The 17947-nt window shown below is 44.0% G+C and carries 13 protein-coding genes, 1 tRNA gene and 1 pseudogene; 6 read left to right on the forward strand and 9 right to left on the reverse strand.

The annotated features are described in order from the left end of the window. Positions 1-2 precede the first annotated feature (2 nt). From QVP90_RS08865 to QVP90_RS08875, 3 genes are all read right to left on the reverse strand, one after another. The gene (locus QVP90_RS08865; RefSeq protein ID WP_021936206.1) at positions 3-3230 is read right to left on the reverse strand and encodes a glycoside hydrolase family 2 TIM barrel-domain containing protein; all 3228 of its coding nucleotides are present in this window, start codon (positions 3228-3230) and stop codon (positions 3-5) included. A gap of 163 nt (positions 3231-3393) precedes the next feature. Continuing rightward, a complete protein-coding gene (locus tag QVP90_RS08870; RefSeq protein WP_007480872.1) occupies positions 3394-5382 on the reverse strand; it encodes an OPT family oligopeptide transporter in 1989 nt (662 codons plus the stop codon). 114 nt (positions 5383-5496) lie between these two features. Further along, positions 5497-5889 carry a DUF1573 domain-containing protein gene (locus tag QVP90_RS08875; protein WP_025819035.1) on the reverse strand — a complete coding sequence of 131 codons (393 nt, stop codon included), beginning with the start codon at positions 5887-5889 and terminating at the stop codon, positions 5497-5499. A gap of 105 nt (positions 5890-5994) precedes the next feature. Between QVP90_RS08875 and QVP90_RS08880 the strand changes: the two genes are divergently transcribed. Beyond that, the gene (locus QVP90_RS08880; protein ID WP_055294699.1) at positions 5995-7128 is read left to right on the forward strand and encodes an aldose epimerase family protein; all 1134 of its coding nucleotides are present in this window, start codon (positions 5995-5997) and stop codon (positions 7126-7128) included. A 223-nt stretch (positions 7129-7351) separates the two neighbouring features. Here the strand turns inward: QVP90_RS08880 and QVP90_RS08885 are convergent, their stop codons facing one another. The 3 genes and pseudogenes from QVP90_RS08885 to QVP90_RS08895 all read right to left on the reverse strand — a co-directional run bounded on the left by QVP90_RS08885 (position 7352) and on the right by QVP90_RS08895 (position 10025). Beyond that, a complete protein-coding gene (locus tag QVP90_RS08885; protein ID WP_005932096.1) occupies positions 7352-7948 on the reverse strand; it encodes a DUF4923 family protein in 597 nt (198 codons plus the stop codon). Positions 7949-7962: 14 nt separating this feature from the next. Further along, positions 7963-8568, reverse strand: a complete 606-nt coding sequence (yihA, locus tag QVP90_RS08890; protein ID WP_021936208.1) for a ribosome biogenesis GTP-binding protein YihA/YsxC — start codon at positions 8566-8568, stop codon at positions 7963-7965. Further along, positions 8549-10025: pseudogene (locus tag QVP90_RS08895) on the reverse strand (sodium:solute symporter). The gene yihA and the pseudogene QVP90_RS08895 overlap by 20 nt, the downstream one beginning before the upstream one ends. Before the next feature lie 98 nt (positions 10026-10123). Here QVP90_RS08895 and recR point away from each other — a divergent pair. The 4 genes from recR to QVP90_RS08915 are packed head-to-tail and all read left to right on the forward strand — an operon-like array spanning position 10124 to position 12967. After that, the gene (gene recR, locus QVP90_RS08900; protein ID WP_025819037.1) at positions 10124-10741 is read left to right on the forward strand and encodes a recombination mediator RecR; all 618 of its coding nucleotides are present in this window, start codon (positions 10124-10126) and stop codon (positions 10739-10741) included. 22 nt (positions 10742-10763) lie between these two features. Then, a complete protein-coding gene (locus QVP90_RS08905; RefSeq protein ID WP_021936211.1) occupies positions 10764-11216 on the forward strand; it encodes a hypothetical protein in 453 nt (150 codons plus the stop codon). Then, positions 11213-12406: a glycosyltransferase family 2 protein gene (locus QVP90_RS08910; protein WP_021936212.1), complete on the forward strand. Its 1194-nt coding sequence runs from the start codon at positions 11213-11215 to the stop codon at positions 12404-12406. Before QVP90_RS08905 ends, QVP90_RS08910 begins: the two co-directional genes overlap by 4 nt. Positions 12407-12415: 9 nt before the next feature. Continuing rightward, positions 12416-12967, forward strand: a complete 552-nt coding sequence (locus QVP90_RS08915; protein ID WP_005932084.1) for a GNAT family N-acetyltransferase — start codon at positions 12416-12418, stop codon at positions 12965-12967. A gap of 26 nt (positions 12968-12993) precedes the next feature. Here QVP90_RS08915 and QVP90_RS08920 read toward each other — a convergent pair whose 3' ends face one another. Together QVP90_RS08920 and QVP90_RS08925 are read right to left on the reverse strand one after the other, a co-directional pair. Beyond that, positions 12994-13587 (reverse strand): YqgE/AlgH family protein, encoded by a 594-nt coding sequence (locus QVP90_RS08920; protein WP_005932082.1) that lies wholly within the window; start codon positions 13585-13587, stop codon positions 12994-12996. Between the two features lie 71 nt (positions 13588-13658). Next, entirely contained in the window at positions 13659-14975 is a 1317-nt protein-coding gene (locus QVP90_RS08925) for an aminotransferase class I/II-fold pyridoxal phosphate-dependent enzyme (protein ID WP_021936213.1), read from the reverse strand. 193 nt (positions 14976-15168) lie between these two features. On the opposite strand from QVP90_RS08925, the gene QVP90_RS08930 reads away from it, so the two are divergent. After that, positions 15169-15242 (forward strand) — tRNA-Asp (locus QVP90_RS08930). Between the two features lie 330 nt (positions 15243-15572). Here the strand turns inward: QVP90_RS08930 and QVP90_RS08935 are convergent. Next, positions 15573-17465 (reverse strand): TonB-dependent receptor plug domain-containing protein, encoded by a 1893-nt coding sequence (locus QVP90_RS08935; RefSeq protein WP_021936214.1) that lies wholly within the window; start codon positions 17463-17465, stop codon positions 15573-15575. Positions 17466-17947: the final 482 nt, after the last annotated feature.

Consider the following 17947-nt stretch of genomic DNA (forward strand, 5'->3'; position numbering starts at 1 on the left):
TATTAATATTGATAAATTAAGTTTCTAAAATCAACCTTGCGCCCAAATGGAACCAGCGTGAAACCATATTCTATGGCATTCCCGCTACCGGTACGTATCAGATAAGGTTCGTGTGGCAGGGCACCCCAGCTATTGTCTCCGCCAATACCCATCATCCGGTAGTCCACAAATACATCTACCACCTTTTCCGGTTTCGGATCGGTGAGGTGGCGATGGTCTGTTTCGGCTGTGCGCGGTGCTGCGTTGTGCAGGTCATCTCCACTGTCAAGAGTTTCGAGCGGATGGTTCGAAGCGTTCAATTCGAACGTACGGTCGGCAACGAGTAACAGACCGGCACCGGATTTGTTGGTGAAAGCGCACCAATAGATGTCTGTACGGTGATTGTTTTCCTGCGGACGGATGTAAGGTTCATACATGTCTTTGATCGGTAGCGAATATTCTCCGAAGAACTGAGAAGTGCGACGGTCGCGATAGTTTTCTTCCGGACCGCGTCCGTAGTAAGTCAATGTTGTGAATGTTTCCGGCATTTGCATACGTAAACCGATACGCGGTATCATCGGAGTCTTTTCATTCGCTGCCACAAACCGGTTGTTTACTTTGATCACTCCGTCGGCATATATCTTGTAGGTGATGTCCCAACTTGCATCCGCTTTCGGGAATTTGTAAGAACAGGTTACTTCACCGTTTCGGGCATTGAAGACAGCAGCCGTCACTTCTCCATAGCTGACTTCTTTCCACACTCCTAATTTATGTGGTAATCCGGCACCATAATCATTGTCGATCGGTGCACGCCAGAAGTTAGGATGCAATCCTTGTCCGTTGAGTATATACTCCATTCCGTTATATTTGTAAGAAACCAGCATGCCGCTCTTCTTGTCGAATACCGCTTTGAAGTTTTTGCCGGAATAGATGGCTTGCGTCTCTGTTTCCTTCACGGGGGCAGCTGCTTGCAAAGCAGCATTATCCTTATGGAAAGTGTAGATGTAGTTCTGTTCGCGGGCTATCACAGTGCCTGCCGGAAGGAAAGGTTCGGGCGTACGCACAGTAGCGTAGAACTCGATGCGTACATCTCCGGTATTCGTCTGTTCTTGCGGAATACCTTTCAGTTGCACCGTGACGGTTTCGCCCGGAGCACCGCTTGCACGGAACTTGTCGGTATAGATTTCTTTTCCATGATCGCGGATGATGTAGTGGTAATCGTATTTATCCAGATTGGTAAAACTAAAATCATTGCGCACATCTACCGTTCCGGCTTCTTTCTTGAAATTGACGAACTTGATATTCTGATATACCTTGCCCATTTCCGTAGTTTGCGGTTTTACCGAACGGTCGGGATAGACAACACCGTTGATGCAGAAATCACCGTCGGATGGAGTACCGGTTGCACCGTAATCGCCGCCATACGTCCAATACTTGCGGCCATCTGCCGTTTTCTCGGCAAATCCCTGATCCACCCAATCCCAGATGCAACCACCTTGCAGAAGAGGGTATTTCTCGATAATATCCCAGTATTCCTGGAAATTGCCTAAACTGTTACCCATTGCGTGTGCATATTCGCACAGAATAAGCGGACGGGTATGTTTGGGATTCTTTGCGTACTTTTCGATATCGGCAGGGCGGGAGTACATCGGGCAACAAATATCCGTATTCCATTCCAAGTGGGCTTGTTCGTACTGTACGGGACGGCTGTCCAGCTCTTTCAGCAAGCTGTAAGTCTTGTAGAAGTTCACTCCGTTTCCGGCCTCATTCCCTAATGACCATACGATGACGGAGGGATGGTTCTTATCGCGCTCGTACATGTTGACAGTGCGCGCCACGTGTGCATCCATGAACAACGGATTGTTGGCAAGTGTACCGCCTACTTCACGGTTATATCCCATTCCGTGAGATTCGATATTGGCTTCATCGATCACATACATACCGTATTCATCACATAGCTCATAGAAGCGTTCCTGTTGAGGGTAATGGCAAGTACGCACAGTATTTACATTGTATTTTTTCCAAAGTTCGAAATCTTTCAGCATCAGTTCTTCCGTAACATAATGTCCGGTGTACTCATTGTGCTCATGTACGTTGACACCTTTCACCAAAATAGGCTTGCCGTTGACGCATAGCTGATGATTCTTCATTTCTACAGTACGGAATCCTACTTTTACACTGGTGGCTTCGAGTACTTCTCCGTTTTCCGGTTCTCTTAAACTGATAATGAGAGTATACAGATAAGGAGTTTCGGCAGTCCATTGTTTCGGGTTCCTGATGATATTGTCATCAAAAATAAATTCATTTGTACTTTGAGAAGGAGCGGAAACCGGCATTGCTTCCACTGCATAATCTGAAGTCGCTACCTGCTTTCCGTCTTTGTCGAGAAGCTTATAAGAAAGGACGTAAGAAGTCGATACCGGCTTGCCGCTATCGGCCACCTTCACCTTGAGTTTCAGTATACCGTCTTTATAATCGGCATCCAGTGGGCTCTCTACTTTGAAATCTGCCATCCGGAGCTTGGGTTGTGCATAAAGATAAACATCCCTTTCGAATCCGCTCAAACGCCAGAAGTCCTGGCATTCCAGATAATTGGCATCCGAGAAACGATGAACTTGCACGGCAATCACGTTTTTACCCGGTTTCACAAATTGGGTGATATTGAAGCGGGCAGGAGTCTTGGCATCTTTACTCATTCCTGCGAACTGTCCGTTCAGATAAAAAAATGCAGCTCCTTTAGTTCCGTCGGCACTGAGAAAAATCTCTTTTCCATTCCAATCGGCAGGAAGCGTAAAATCACGCCGGTAGGTTCCTGTCGGATTCCATTCCTCGGGTACATACGGAGGATTGGGCCGATCCCAATACGGGGCATATCCCGGTGAGCAGAATTCATAAGACGTGTTCACATAGATAGGAATTCCGAAGCCTTGCCGCTCCCAGTTTCCGGGTACCTGGATATCTGCCCAGTCACTTACATTCTTTTCCGGAAGCATGAAGTCCGTCGGGCGGGTTGAGAAACTGTCTACATAGTTGAATTTCCATTTGCCGTTTAACGAGAGGCGGAAAGTTCCGTCTTTCCGGTTGTTTACGGCAGCATCTTTCTCGTTCGTATACGATGTAAAGCTACTGCGGGGGGCTTCTTTGCGTATACTTGTCAGTTGGGGATCGGTTATCTGTTTATAACGCTCCCCCTGAGCGATAGAAGTCAGAGGGAGTATTACAAGACATGCAACCGTTAATAGGTTTTTCATGAAGACGGGTTTTATTAAGTTAGAACAATGGTTGATATGTCAATATCGATACGTAAATGCATCCACATTCCAACGTGTCAATATGCCAATACATGATTGCCATCCGGCAGGATAGCACAGCCAATCGGCACATTGGCATATTGGCACATTGCCGCATTATTTATCATTTTACTTTCATCGAAGCCTTGATAAAGTAAAGAATCAGCAAAGCATAGGCACCGAGGGCCAATACCTGCGACCAAGTGTTGTTTAGCCAGGCATCGTTTACGAGATTGACTCCTCCGAAACGCATGGCTGCACTGATCACACCCATCAAAGCGCCGCCGGCAATGAAACCGGAAGCAAGCAAAGTACCCTTTTCTCCGCGTTCGGTATTTAATGAAGCATCTTTGCTGCGGCTTGTCACATACCAATTGACAGCTCCACCCACTACCAAAGGAACATTCAATTCAAGCGGAATGAACATACCCAATGCAAAGGCGAGTGCAGGAACTTTGAAACAAGTAAGTATAATGGCCAGTATAGCGCCGATACCATAAAGCAGCCACGGCGCACCTACACCGCTCATCAACGGTTCGATAACGGCTGCCATTGCATTTGCCTGCGGTGCAGCCAGTGCTCCACTGGTGAAGCCATATGTTTTGTTGAGGATAATCATTACTCCGCCTACGGTAGCGGCAGAAACGATTGTTCCGAGGAATTTCCACGTTTCCTGTTTGGCAGGAGTACTACCTAACCAGTAACCAATTTTCAAGTCGGTGATAAAACCGCCGGCCATGGATAATGCCGTACAGACCACGCCACCCATAACCAAAGCCGCTACCATGCCCGAAGGGCCTTTCAGCCCGACAGCTACCATCACGACGGAAGCTAAAATCAACGTCATCAGCGTCATGCCCGATACCGGATTGGTGCCGACAATAGCAATGGCATTGGCAGCCACTGTAGTAAAAAGGAACGAAATGCCCGCCACCAGAACGATAGCTACCAATGTATGTATCAGGTTGCCCTGCATTACATCAAAATAGAAGAATAAGAATATCAGAACCAGCGTGATGATGGAACCGATAGCGATAATTTTCATGGATAAGTCACGCTGCGTGCGGAGCATATTTTTCTCTACGTTTCCTTTGCCGCCCATCTCTTTGGCAGCCAATCCTACGGCACTCTTGATGATGCTCCATGACTTGATAATCCCGATCACACCGGCCATCGCGATACCACCGATACCGATACTTTTCGCATAATATTTGAAGATCTCTTCAGGACTCATCATCCCCACAGTACTCGTGATTTCGGGATTCCATGCATTCAGCACACTGTCTCCCCAGAACATAGACATCCCCGGAACGATAATCCACCATACCGCCAACGAACCGGCACAAATGATGGAAGCATATTTCAATCCGACAATATACCCCAAACCCAGTACGGCAGCCCCTGTATTTACTTTAAATACCAATTTGGCTTTTTCTGCCAGCATCTCGCCGGCACTGCATACACGGGTGGTAAAGTTCTCGTTCCACCAACCGAAAGTGGCAACAACAAAGTCATACAAACCACCGATAATGCCGGCCATAAGCAACGGCTTTGCCTGACTGCCGCCTTTCTCTCCGGATATAAGCACCTGTGTTGTTGCCGTAGCCTCCGGAAAGGGATATTTACCGTGCATATCGCTTACGAAATATTTACGGAAAGGTATAAGAAACAGAATACCTAAGACACCTCCTAAAAGAGAACTGATGAATACTTGCATAAAGGTAACGGTCATCTCCGGATATTTCGCCTGCAGGATGTACAGGGCAGGAAGGGTAAAGATAGCTCCGGCCACGATTACTCCCGAACAGGCTCCGATGGACTGGATGATCACATTTTCTCCCAATGCATTCTTGCGTTTGGCCGCTCCCGAAACACCTACCGCTATAATGGCAATAGGAATGGCGGCTTCGAATACCTGGCCGACTTTCAATCCCAAATAGGCGGCCGCCGCCGAAAAGAGGATGGCCATGGCGATACCCCAGGTTACCGACCATACGTTTACTTCCGGATAATTCTTTCCGGGACTCATCAGTGGGTTGTACACTTCGCCCGGCTTCAATTCCCTGAACGCGTTTTCGGGCAAGCCGGTGAATTTGTCTTCTTCTTGTTTCATACCTTACATATAAAATTTTAATGTGTTATTGTGTTCTTTGTAAATAAGCATCAAAGAAAGCAAAAAAAAAGGAGAATCGAAAGATTCTCCTTAACTCTTGTTATCTATTTCTTATTATTTGGCATCTTTGGCTGTCATATTGCCTTCGATATACAAACGCATCATTTCCGTTTTGGCATTCGTGCGAAGGGTTATTGATTTTTTGAAGTGTCCCGGATATTTACCTGTCCCGTTGTAAGTTACCTTAATAGTACCTGTCTTTCCGGGAAGAATCGGTTCTTTTGTATAATCGGGCACCGTACATCCGCAGGATGCTACTGCCTGATGAATCACCAAAGGAGCGTCACCGATATTAGTGAAAGTAAATACACAAGTTACCACCGGACTGTTTTCAGAGAATGTCCCGAAGTCATGGGTCGTTTTGTCAAACTTGATTTGGGCCGACTGCGCAGACGCATAGCTTATCCCCATCACTAACATTACTGCGAAAAATAATATCTTTTTCATACTTATTTCCTTTTTATTGTTTACGAAAGACAAAGGTAAAGCTTTTTTTTAGAAATAATACTGTATCTTTGCGAAATAGTATTAAAAAAGAGACAAACAATAACAATGAACGTAAGGGATATCATTTTAACGGCTTTCGCATTATTGGTATGCGTTTCCTGTAAAAAGGAAAAAGAAATGACACTTTCCGGACTGAACATACGCGATTTTCAGACAGAAGTGGACGGGCAATTGACAGACTTGTATGTACTTAGAAATGAGAACGGGATGGAAGCCTGTATTACGAACTACGGTGGACGTGTGGTCTCACTGATGGTTCCGGACAGAAATGGGAAAATGGAGGATATCGTGTGTGGTTATCCTACGATTGCCGATTATCTGGCAACAAAACAGAATTTCGGGGCGACTATCGGGCGATATATCGGCAGGATAGTGAATTCAACGTTTACGCTGGATTCGGTTACTTATCATCTGATGCCGAATACGGATACACATTGTGCCCACGGTGGGGATCCGGGGTTTGCTTCCAAAATATGGCAGGCGGAACAATTGGATGAAAATGCATTGAAATTGTCCCTTTTCTCTCCCGATGGAGAAAACGGCTTCCCCGGAAACCTGAGAGTACACGTTATTTTTGTATTGACAAAAGACAATGAACTGGATATTCATTATGAAGCTGAAACGGATAAGCCGACTGTCATCAATTTGTCTCATCATTCCTTCTTTAATATTTCCGGTGACTTCAATACGACAGTAGAGGACCAGTCGCTTTATATCAATGCGGATATGTATACGCCCTATGATTCGCTGAAATGCGTGACCGGAGAGATCTTACCGGTAGCCGGAACCCCGTTTGATTTTACCACACCGCATGTGATTGGCGAACGGATCGATGAAGATGTCATGCAACTCAATATCGTGAAAGGTTATGACCACAATTGGGTGCTGAATACGGATGGGGATGACACGAAATTGGCAGCCCGCCTGATTGATTTTAAAAGTGGGCGTACAATGGAAATATATACAAACGAGCCTGGATTACAAATATATACAGCTAATGGATTGCGCGGCGCAATGGTGGGGAAAAAAGGCATTGCCTATCAAAAAAGAAGTGCTATATGCATGGAAACGCAGCATTTTGCGGATAGCCCTAACAAGCCGCAGTTCCCGTCGACCGTACTTCGGCCGGGCGAAAATTATAAGAGCCGTTGTACCTATCGTTTCGGCATCGAAAAATAACAAGCGTCCTTGCCGGGGGTAAGCACCGGAAGGAGATAATATAAGCAGGGTGCTTAAGAGCGTTGTTACCGGTGCTTACGGACACTGATCCCGGTGCTTGTGAAAACCGGTTCCGTATATATTAATGTAAAAGAAATCGATCCCGATATACCGGAAGACTTAAAAAAATGCCGGTTGCATTTCATTCAGATGCAACCGGCATTTTTCATTACTGACCTTTTTTCTATTTTTTCAATTCAAAGCCTAACATCATTCCATCGTAACTATCAGCCAATGAGCTGATAGCATTCAGAGTCGTATTACTACTTTTACTGGATATGAAAGATATCAATTTCAGTAATTTATCCGAATTGAACAATAACTCCATGCTGCTACTCGTACAGTTTACTTTAGCGTTCAGGTTCAACAATCTGAAATACTTCAGGTGTACCGTCTTGTCGGAAGTATCATAGGAATACGTTCCGTTCATCGTGCGTTTTCCTACGGTGCTTGTAAAAGTGCTGTCCGCATTGAAAGTAAAGCTTACCTGTCCGTCTTTAATGCCGACTTTGGCAAGTTGCTCGTTCAATTTGTTCTCGGCAAGAGAAGCGGCAGCCGCACCACCGGCTTTTTGCAGGAGATTGTCCGATTCAAACTCTATGGCCGAACCCGAGTAAGTCCATGTACCGGTCATATCTATCGCGTTGTTACCGGTTACGGCATTCACTACTTTCTCGATGTTTTCTTTTTTAAATAAATCGGCCCATGATTGCGCCTGGATGTTTGTTGTTACAAACAATAAAGCCGACACGATTGCTAATGATAAAACATACTTCTTCATTGTTTCTTATTAATTTATTTTGAATTAATATCCTTATTAATGCTTTCGATATAATCTAATATTTCCTCACGCCCCGTCCGGTCTTCCGACGACGAAACAAAATAGGGGGGGAGTTCTTCCCACTGCTTGTGCAGTTCCCGCAGATAGGCATTGATGTTCATTTTCAATCGTCCGCCTTTCAGTTTGTCGGCCTTTGTGAATATGATAGAGAAAGGTATCCCGTTTTCACCCAGCCATTCCATAAATTCCAAGTCGATCTTTTGCGGTTCCAGCCGGGAGTCTATCAAAAGGAAAAGATTAGTCATCTGTTCCCGTTCCAGAATATAATCTTCGATGATGGTACGTATCTGATCCTGACCTTTCATGCCGCGACGGGCATAGCCATAACCCGGAAGGTCGACGATGTACCAGCTGTTGTTGATAAGAAAATGATTGATAAGCATCGTTTTCCCGGGAGTAGCCGATGTCATGGCAAGCCCCTTACGGCCGGTCAACATATTGATAAGGCTGGATTTGCCCACATTCGAACGGCCGATAAAAGCATATTCGGGAAGGCGTCCGGCCGGACATTTCTTCACGTCCGTGTTACTGATGATAAATTCAGCATTTGATATTTCCATGTTCTTTGTTTTTTAATTCTTTTGAAGATAAAGCGTACATCCCTGCAAAAGTAAGCATTCCGTTTAGCATAAGCAACTCATAGCCGAACTTATATCCATAACTCTGCATTGCGAAGCGGTCGAGCGCATAACATAGTATCGGAGAAGCCACCGCAATAAAAGGCACCCAGCGATCCCGCGTCCTACGCCGGGTGAACAGCCCGAAAGCAAACATCCCCAACAACGGGCCGTAAGTGTAGGAAGCAATTATATAGATAGCATCGATCACACTTTTACTGTTCAGTGCTTCTACCAGACAGATGAAAAAAACGAGTATGACGGATAAGGTGATATGTACTTTTCCGCGACGGCGGAGCGCGACCTCTTCGACATCCCTATCCGTTCTGAGTAAATCCACACATACGCTGGTGGTCATAGCCGTCAGTGCAGAATCGGAATTACTGAATGCCGCCGCAATGATGCCGATGGTAAATAATACAAGTACGGTTTGCCCTAAATAGCCTTGAGTGGCGAACAAGGGAAGGATATCATCGTTCACCTCGGGAAGCGCTAAATTCATTTGTCCGGCCAGCGTCAGCAACAGTATGCCCAAGCATAGAAACAGAAGATTTAGCGGGATGAAAGAGAATCCGTAGCAATACATGTTCTTCTGTGCCTCGCGTAGATTCTTGCAAGAGAGATTCTTCTGCATCATATCCTGATCCAGTCCCGTCCATCACGATCACGATGAAAATACCGCTTAGAAATTGCTTGAAGAAATTCTGCCGCGACATCCAGTCATCAAATACGAATATGCGGCTGTGCGGGCTATTACCGATCATCGTCATTATTCCTCCATCTCCCGTATCCAGCTTCTGTATCGTAAAATAAATAATGGAAATCAATGCCGCTATCAGGCAGAATGTCTGCAACGTGTCTGTCCAGACAATGGTTTTGATACCACTCTTGTGTGTATAAACCCATACCAGCGCCACCGAACCGGCAGCAATAGCCCAGAAAGGTATACCCATATGCCCGAATACATACGTGTGGAGAATAAGGCAAACCAAATAGAGTTTGGCAGCCGTACCGAGCATTCGCGAAAGCAGAAAAAAGAAAGCGCCTGTACGGTAAGTCTGCACACCGATCCGAGTGCCGAGATAACTGTAAATACTTGTCAGATTGAGCCGGTAGTACATCGGAAGCAGCACGTGCGCCACCACCAGATAACCGAAAAAGAATCCGAAGACAGTTTGCATATATGTCATATCCATACTTCGCACCATCCCCGGCACGGAAACAAATGTCACTCCCGATATGCTGGCGCCAATCATTCCGAAGGAAACGATGTACCATGGCGACCGGTTCTCTCCACGGAAGAATGCAGCATCCGAACTGCTTTTCTTTCCTTTTCCGGTGAGCCGGGCAATCAAAAGCAGTACTGCAAAATAGCAGATAATAGTGACCAGTATCCTCATAACGGGCGCAAAGGTACGATTTATTTTGCAATTTATTTTCTATCTGTAAATCAATGAGTATATTTGCGCAGAATTATAGAACCGAGTTAGAAATATATATGAACCAACAATATCCATCCGTCCTGCTTGAAAAGGCTGTCGGAGAATTCTCCAAACTTCCCGGAATCGGACGAAAAACCGCTATGCGGCTGGTACTGCATCTGTTACGGCAAGATAATGCCACGGTCGAAGCTTTTGGAAATTCCATTATCACCCTGAAACACGAAGTGAAATATTGCCGCGTATGTCATAATATATCCGATACCGACACCTGTCAGATCTGTGCGAATCCCGCCCGTGACGCTTCCACGGTTTGCGTAGTAGAAAACATCCGCGATGTAATGGCAGTAGAAGGCACCCAGCAATTTCGCGGACTGTATCATGTGTTGGGCGGCGTCATTTCTCCGATGGATGGGGTAGGGCCGAGCGACCTGCAGATAGACAGTCTGGTGCAACGGGTAGCGGAAGGTGGAATAAAAGAGGTGATATTGGCTTTGAGTACCACGATGGAAGGAGATACGACCAACTTTTACATTTATCGCAAGCTGGAGAAGATGGGTGTCAAACTCAGTGTCTTGGCCCGTGGTGTCTCCATAGGCGATGAATTGGAGTACACCGACGAGGTGACATTGGGCAGGAGTATTGTTAACCGGACGGTATTTACCGGAACCGTATAATTAAGCTAAGAAAATCATTTAGATGGAAGAACAAATAAAACACATTGCGAAAAGCCAGAGAATCGTTTATGTCATTTTCTGGGCAGTTGCCATATTACTGGTAGTTGGCGGTGAAACAGAACTCTTGCCTGTCGGCCTTTTTGCCGATGATGTGCGAACCTCCTATTATCTTGAGACGATAGGGATTTTGCTTACTGCGATCAATATTCCCTTTTCCATGAAATTATTTTCTCTCGTATTGACACGCAAGATTGACAATCTTACTTTTCCGGTGGCTCTCAGTCGTTATGCAGTGTGGAGTCACATACGTTTGGGACTGCTTGCTATCGTAGTTGTCTATAATCTTCTGTGTTATTATATGACACTAAACAGTACCGGTGCCCTTTGCGCTTTATGCGCTCTGACCGCTTCGTTTTTTTGTCTGCCCAGTGAAAAACGACTCCGTAATGAACTCCATATAAATAAAGAAGAATGAAGCTCACAGTTGTCATTGTTAATTATAACGTAAAGTATTATCTGGAGCAATGTCTTCTATCTCTTTACCGGGCCGTAGAAAACATCCCGACAGAAGTAATAGTGGTAGACAACGCTTCTACCGACGGTTCTCCGGAATACATCGCCGAACGTTTTCCCCAGCTGACCTATATCTACAATAAAAGGAATGTAGGCTTTGCCTGTGCCAATAATCAAGCTATGGAGAAAGCCCGGGGAGAATATGTACTGTTATTAAATCCCGATACGCTGCTTCCGGAAACAAATATCGCTGAAGTGCTTGAGTTTATGGATACCCACCCCGACGCAGGTGCCTGTGGCGTGAAAATGCTTGCACCGGATGGACATTTCTTGCCGGAATCAAAAAGGGGATATCCGTCTCCGGCAACTTCTTTTTGGAAACTTACGGGCATGCATCGCATATTTCCTGATAACCCTCGTTTTGACGGGTATTATCTTTCCCGTCTGGACGAGAACGCCGTTCATTCGGTCCCCGTATTGGCCGGAGCCTATATGATGCTTCGCAGAAAAGCTCTAAACAGTTCCGGTTTACTCGATGAGGATTTCTTCATGTACGGTGAAGACATTGATTTATCCTGTCGCATAACCGAAGCTGGGTACAAAAACTATTATCTGCCGTATCCTATTTTACATTACAAGGGAGAGAGTACATCGAAAGAGTCTTATCGGTATGTACGCGTATTCTACGGAGCGATGGATATATTTTTCTGCAAACATGGTACACATTATCCATTATTATACCGTTGGATGGTACGGGCAGGTATTAAACTGCAAACTTGGCTGAAGCTAAGCATCGTTTTCATAAAAAAGCATGTACCGGCTTTATACGCCGATAGAGGAAAATGTGAACCCCGCTTTCTTATATTTTCCAGTGAAAAAAACATGTACAGCATCCGCACTATTTGTCAATCGAATCAATTAAACGAATCCCATCATTATGTGATTTCAAATGAAAGATCGACTGTTGCAGGCCATAATCTTTTGCAGAAAGAGAATTTTGACGGTTTCACACATGTGGTGTATGATAGCAGCGTCTTTTCTTATTCTGCAATACTCTCTTTACTATCCCAAAGTCAGGAGGAAAAGCTTTTGTTAGGTATTTATAATCCGAAAAGCCGCGTATTGGTAACTCCTGAAAGAAACTATGTATAAGTAGACAACATGAAACAATCTTATTTAATAAACGACCGTATTTACCTTCGCGCAGTCGAACCGGAAGATATCGACGTAATGTATGAAATGGAAAACGATCCGTCCATGTGGGATATCAGTAGTTTCACCGTACCGTATTCCCGTTATGTGCTGCGCCAGTACATTGAGGGCTCTCAAAGCGATATGTTCGCCGATAAGCAGTTGCGCCTTATGATTATCCGCCGGGAGGACAACCGGACGATCGGCACGATCGATATAACCGATTTTGTTCCTTTACATTCGCGTGGCGCTGTAGGAATAGCCTTACATGCAGATTGTCGTGGTGCCGGATACGCTTCCGATGCACTAAACCTGTTATGCGATTATGCTTTTGATTTTTTACAAATCCATCAGCTTTATGCCCATGTAGCCACGGAGAATGAAGCCAGTATGAAATTATTTGCATCCTGTGGTTTTGCGCAATGCGGACTGCTGAAAGATTGGCTTTCGACATCGGAAGGATATAAAGATGCCGCTCTGATGCAACGCATAAAAATAACGCTGAATGAAAGCGGCAAATAACTGCTGTTATCCAAATAAGTGTTGAATTAATTTAGTGAAGGTACTTGTGGAAAACGTGACCAGGTTTCATATTTACTGCCTAACTTGCCCAATGCGTTTTTCCACATATCTTTTACTTCTCCATCAAGCAAATAAGAAGGATCTTCCTTAGCTATAATCCAAGTGTTTTCTTTGATCTCCTGTATCAACTGTTCACATTCCCAACCGGAATATCCCAAAAAGAATCTTACTTTCCCGTTGATCTCATTACCTTGTAAAATGTGCTTTTTCAGTGCATCAAAATCTCCATTCAGATATAATCCGTTACTTACCGGAAGCGCTCCGGGAAGTTGGGATAAAGTGTGCAGATAGAACAGGGTATCGGTCCCTATCGGCCCGCCTTTATATAAAGGGATGTCTTCCAGATACTTAAACTCTTTAACGACATCATTAACTAACAACGGGAGTTGTTTGTTCATTATCAGACCCATGCTGCCTTCGCTGGTATGATCGACAAGCAGTACTACCGAACGACCGAATGTAGCATCACAGAGAAAGGGTTCCGAGATCAGAATCTTTCCCCGTGACGGCAATACATTATTCGATTGTATCTTGAATATGTCGGCATTGATATTGTTCATGCGATAAATATAAATATTTTTTTCACAGGAACAAACTATCTTCTCTTTTTTTTTACTTTTCCGTGTACTTTTTATGATATGGGATGGTTTTCCTTAAAAATTTTCATTCTTTCATCCAATTGTACATATTGATGATCTTTTATGAAAGAAGTGCATGCCCGTAATCCTTGCTGATGGCTTCCCGTAGTGACAAGCGAAATCGCGCTTACCCCATAATACATCAATTCTTTTGCCAACTCGCCACTTGTCATGCCCGGATAGCCAATCGTAAAATAGAAACCGTCGGCAATAGGTTCACCTAAATCTTTATCATAGACAAGATGAAAACCATGACGCAGGAAAATCTCTTTCAGCTTTCGCGCCCGTTCTCCATATATCTTTACTTCATCAAGGAAATTATATTTTCCTTCATTAGCCGCTTTCAGCATTGCAGCCATAGCAAACTGTGCCGAATGGCTGGTACCGGAAGACAAGGCATAAAGAACACGATGAATAAATACCGTACCGAATGTACCGCCACCGTAACGCTTCGTCAATCCGGGATAACTGCGGTGATATAATTTATCAGAAATGCAACTGACGCCAATACGCTGTCCTGCATAACTGAATGCCTTGGAACCGGAAATCAACAATATATAATTATCGGTATAGTGAGCTACAGACGGCTGATAAGGTGCTTGAAACGGAGTGCTGAGATCTTTGCGGAAATCCATTGCGAAATATGCCAGATCTTCTAAAACAATGACGTCATACCGGGTTGCCAGCTCGCCTATAATTCTGAGTTCTTTATCGCTTAGGCAAATCCAGCTTGGATTGTTAGGGTTAGAATAAATGATGGCAGATATATTTCCTTTTTCCAAGTAACTTTCCAGTTTCTCTTTTAGTTTGTCTCCACGGAAATCATATACATCGAATGTTTCATATTTTTGTCCCATCACCACAAGCTGCTGTTTTTGTACCGGAAATCCCGGATCGATGAAGAGTATCGTATCTTTTTCTTCATTACACTGGCTGCAAGTAAGGAATGAAGCAAAAGTGCCCTGCATGGAACCCGTCACGGGGACACATCCTTCCGGCTTCAGGTCTACATTAATAAATGCTTTGATAAAGCGTGAAGCTTCCTGTTTTAGTTCCGGAAGTCCATTGATATCCGGATACAAACTTGCTATTCCTTTTTGTAGCGCTTCTACTTCTGCCTTTACACCGACAGTCGAGGGGGGGAGACCGGGTACTCCCATTTCCATTTTAATAAATTCGACTCCGGATTCTGCTTCCGCTTTAGCGGCAATAGCCTTAACTTCGCGAATGGTAGCTTTAGAGAAATCCGCAATTTGAAATTCTTCAATCGTTTCATCGATCAAATGTCGTTCGATAGGTGTATTTTTCATGCCTTTCCTTTTATATATAATATGTTTCTGTGCTACAAAGATAAAGAATTAATTTATCTGTAGAATCTTTTTCTTTCGAGAGTTATCCCGAACAAAATTATTCTCTTTTTTTCTTTCAAACTATTGCAAATATAAAAAAAATATCTACCTTTGCATCCGCAATCGAGAGAGATGACTAATTAAAATAGATATTGGTTCGGTAGTTCAGTTGGTTAGAATACATGCCTGTCACGCATGGGGTCGCGGGTTCGAGTCCCGTCCGGACCGCTTTCGAAGAAAGCGAAATAAAGAAAAAGCTCTGTAATTCATGAATTACAGAGCTTTTTCTTTATTGCTACAATGAATAAATATTTCTGTTTGTATTTATGCCAATTGTCATATCTTATGAATATTCAATTCGTTTCTCGTAGAGTTTCGCCCCATTTGTCGTAGAGTTTTGAGTCGTTCCTCGTAGAGCAACGGCTCGATTCTCTACGGCAAAATAACTGCTTACACAATATTTTGATAATCAATAATTTACAAACAGGCTTAACTGTTGATAATTTTCCCTATTCAAACGGTCTCTTTTTTCCCTTTTCCGCATTTATGGTGACATTTTTAGAAATTAATATTCACACCACCCATAAAAGTCGCTTTCGGCATAGGGAATCCGTCATTTATCTGGTATCGCTGTGCCAGCAGGTTTTCTCCCTTAGCGAACAGACTGGCAAATTTACAAAGTTTGTAACTGCCGGTCAGATTCCACAATACAAAATTCTCCTGTTTCTCACTTCCGGTATCGACTGAGGTATAGAGTCCTTTTATGTACTGTAAATCAGTAGAAATTCCCCATCTGCCTTTTGAGAAACTGATGCCGGCATAAAGTTTATGCTCAGGAGCGGCAAGTACCGGATGCTCCATATGCAGCCAGCTATAATTGGCAGAAACGCTCCACAAAGAGTTTATCCGGTAAGCAATATTCGCTTCTATCCCCCAATTCTCTATTTCGCCAGAGTTGATGTTACGGGGTGGACGGGTGGAGCGGTCGGTAATAATCACATTATCCCCATTAATATAATAAAAGTTTGCACCGTAAGCCAATGCACCGTTCCATAAATGCTGTGAATATGATAATTCGTAGTTTACCAACTTTTCCGGCTTTAAGTCCGGATTTTGGGGAGGAAATATAAACATTTCGCGTATAGTAGGATTACGATAACCTTTACCGACCATTGCTTTCAATACTGCATTTTCGGGCAGATGAAAAGACAAACCGCCTTGTGGTACCCATTCTGTACCTACTTGTGTATGATGATCCACACGTATACCGGCATCCAGGGTCAACCAATTACCAATAGCTTGGCGAAAGTCAATATAGCCGGCCAGTTCATCCATATTTTTATTGGCAATGTCTTCATTGTGGCCATCGCTCAAATAATGACTCCATGCATGACCGCCAAAATGAAGATAGTCAAAACCGAGAGTCAATCGGTTTCCTGTGAAGAGGGTAGCACTTTGATACCATGACAGCCCCATCATCCGGTCCTTAGAATTAAAACGGTCATCAATCGGCTCTTCTCCCGTACCATATCCATCGTTTATTTTATGCCGTCCCCAGTTGTAGAAGAAACTCAATGCTCCGGATGTATTTTCATATTTGTTTTGTAAAGCAAACGAAGTCATTCCTCGTGTAATGCGGGAATCATTATCAAACATCGGTTCGTTTGTTTTCCCCGGATTGGAGGCATTGAAATGGGTGATGTTTACATCGCCATATATATTCCAGAAATCATTGAATTCATAACCTAATTTGGCATAACCGCCATATTGCTCGAATTCCATATTATCCCGATGCCCGTCTGTCCGGTTATACGATCCTGTGACCACGCTGCTGAAACGCCCTTTTTTCACAAAATTCGAAAATTCACTCTGAAGCGTGTTGTAAGAGCCGTAACCTATCCGGGCACCGGTTTTCACTCCGTCCTGTTGTATCTTTCGGGTAACAATGTTGACAACACCACCCATCGCATTTGAACCATAAAGGACAGAAGCCGGGCCACGTAATACTTCCACCCGTTCGGCCAGCATCGACTGATAAGCATCAGCGATCGGATGCCCCATTAATCCCATGTATTGCGGATGTCCGTCGATAAGAATCAGCATACCTGCCGCTCCTCCGATTCCACGCAAGTTCATGCTTCCGGCCGCACCGTCTGATACACCGTATCCCATTACACCTCTGCCGGTAATGAATAATCCCGGTACTTGTTGAACCAATGTCGGCAATAAAGAGGGTTGATAGCTGTCTTCTATCTGTTTACGGCCAACAACAGAAACTGTCATCGGCAAATGACGAATATCCGTCTCGCTGCGTGTTCCCGTCACAACCACCTCGTCTATTCTATAATTTTTAGTTGTATGGATGGTGTCATTTTGTGAATAAACAGACAGGGACGAACCTAAAAACATGCAAGCCAATAAGGTGACTGATTCCTTTTTCTTTCTTTCCATTGTAAATAGTTCTGGTGTTTCTGGTAATATTAAGAATCTGTCTAAATTTTCCTTTCTGAGGTTTTCATCAGCTTATTTTGAGCTTGTTTTCGGTCTATTTTCCCATTTTCATTCGTCAGGCTTACCGTTATCCTCCCCATAAAAATGAAGAAATATCCTCAAAATAACTCTCAAAATAATACTGAGCACGATTTAAACAGGCTCTAAGAGAATAAAATTCCGGAAGATTACTATTCGGTTTTTCAATCCAAACCTTCCACTTCGCAAAAATAGAGACTTTTTTTCTTTCCACTTGTAGACAAATTACTATTATTACTACCCAAATTACTGATTTTGACCGCATGAATAAAAACAGGGTAGTTCTTTATTCATACTTCTCCTGCTTTTATCATTTTGCCATACCACAAAATTGCAAGAGGGAAGGAGACGTCTTTTGTATACAAATTACGGATATGATAACCCGGATTACCGATTCACTTCAT

It is taken from the genome of Bacteroides sp. CAG:189 (genome assembly GCF_000432295.1).
GTDB lineage: Bacteria > Bacteroidota > Bacteroidia > Bacteroidales > Bacteroidaceae > Bacteroides > Bacteroides salyersiae.

Coding starts and splice junctions, on each gene's coding strand:
- QVP90_RS08880 (WP_055294699.1), top strand. CDS start 5,995: ATGAACGTAAGGGATATCATTTTAACGGCTTTCGCATTATTGGTATGC.
- QVP90_RS08885 (WP_005932096.1), bottom strand. CDS start 7,948: ATGAAGAAGTATGTTTTATCATTAGCAATCGTGTCGGCTTTATTGTTT.
- QVP90_RS08875 (WP_025819035.1), bottom strand. CDS start 5,889: ATGAAAAAGATATTATTTTTCGCAGTAATGTTAGTGATGGGGATAAGC.
- recR (WP_025819037.1), top strand. CDS start 10,124: ATGAACCAACAATATCCATCCGTCCTGCTTGAAAAGGCTGTCGGAGAA.
- QVP90_RS08865 (WP_021936206.1), bottom strand. CDS start 3,230: ATGAAAAACCTATTAACGGTTGCATGTCTTGTAATACTCCCTCTGACT.
- QVP90_RS08935 (WP_021936214.1), bottom strand. CDS start 17,465: ATGGAAAGAAAGAAAAAGGAATCAGTCACCTTATTGGCTTGCATGTTT.
- QVP90_RS08915 (WP_005932084.1), top strand. CDS start 12,416: ATGAAACAATCTTATTTAATAAACGACCGTATTTACCTTCGCGCAGTC.
- QVP90_RS08870 (WP_007480872.1), bottom strand. CDS start 5,382: ATGAAACAAGAAGAAGACAAATTCACCGGCTTGCCCGAAAACGCGTTC.
- QVP90_RS08925 (WP_021936213.1), bottom strand. CDS start 14,975: ATGAAAAATACACCTATCGAACGACATTTGATCGATGAAACGATTGAA.
- QVP90_RS08910 (WP_021936212.1), top strand. CDS start 11,213: ATGAAGCTCACAGTTGTCATTGTTAATTATAACGTAAAGTATTATCTG.
- yihA (WP_021936208.1), bottom strand. CDS start 8,568: ATGGAAATATCAAATGCTGAATTTATCATCAGTAACACGGACGTGAAG.
- QVP90_RS08905 (WP_021936211.1), top strand. CDS start 10,764: ATGGAAGAACAAATAAAACACATTGCGAAAAGCCAGAGAATCGTTTAT.
- QVP90_RS08920 (WP_005932082.1), bottom strand. CDS start 13,587: ATGAACAATATCAATGCCGACATATTCAAGATACAATCGAATAATGTA.